Here is an 818-nt window from a genome sequence, read left to right on the forward strand (position 1 = left end):
AGCGCTGCAGGCTTGTTCTTGTAGGCGAACACCGAGTTGCGCGCGATGACGTCCAGACCGGACAGCTTGGTGAGGTCGGTGATCAGATCCTCGGTGATGCCGTCAGCGAAATAGTCCTGGCCTGGATCGCCGCCGAGGTTTGCAAACGGCAGCACGGCAACCGATGGCCGCGATGGCACTGAGAACTTCTGCCATGCGAAAATGCCGGCAATCGCGGCGATCGCCAAGGCGGCGGCGCCTGCCAGGATGATGACGCGCGAGCTCGGCCGGTGTGGCGCCGCCGTGACCTTTCCCGATGCTGCGGGATCCAGCAGCAATCGATAGGCGCGAACCGGATCGGCGATGTTCTTGAGGCGCTGCTCGCCAAGACTGGCAAAGCCGACATCAACCTTGTGAACGGCATGATCAAATGCGGTTCCGGAGATACATACACCCCCCGGCTCGGCCATAGCCTCGAGGCGCGCGGCGATGTTGACGCCATCGCCGTAGATGTCATTTTCCTCTACGATGACATCACCGAGATTGACGCCGATGCGAAACCGGATGTGGCGGGGGTCGGAGGTGCCCGGGTCTCGGACAGCCATCCGGCGCTGAATCGCGGCAGCGCATTGGACGGCATCAACGACGCTGGCGAATTCGACCAGCGCCCCGTCTCCCATGAGCTTGATAATCCGACCGTGGAATTCCTTGATCGCGGGGTCGACCAGTTCTCGACGGCAACCCTTCAGTCGTTCGAGCGTGCCGACCTCATCCTCGCCCATGAGCGTGCTGTAGCCGACCACGTCGGCAGCAAGGATCGCGGTAAGCCTTCGCTCCAT

General features: G+C 62.3%; 1 protein-coding gene. It reads right to left on the reverse strand.

The annotated features are described in order from the left end of the window. Positions 1 to 818, reverse strand: an 818-nt coding sequence (locus NKJ18_RS32945) for an adenylate/guanylate cyclase domain-containing protein (RefSeq protein ID WP_352761615.1), incomplete at both ends; no start/stop codon positions are given.

Source organism: Mesorhizobium sp. M0217 (assembly GCF_040321955.1).
In the GTDB taxonomy this organism is placed as follows: Bacteria; Pseudomonadota; Alphaproteobacteria; order Rhizobiales; family Rhizobiaceae; genus Mesorhizobium.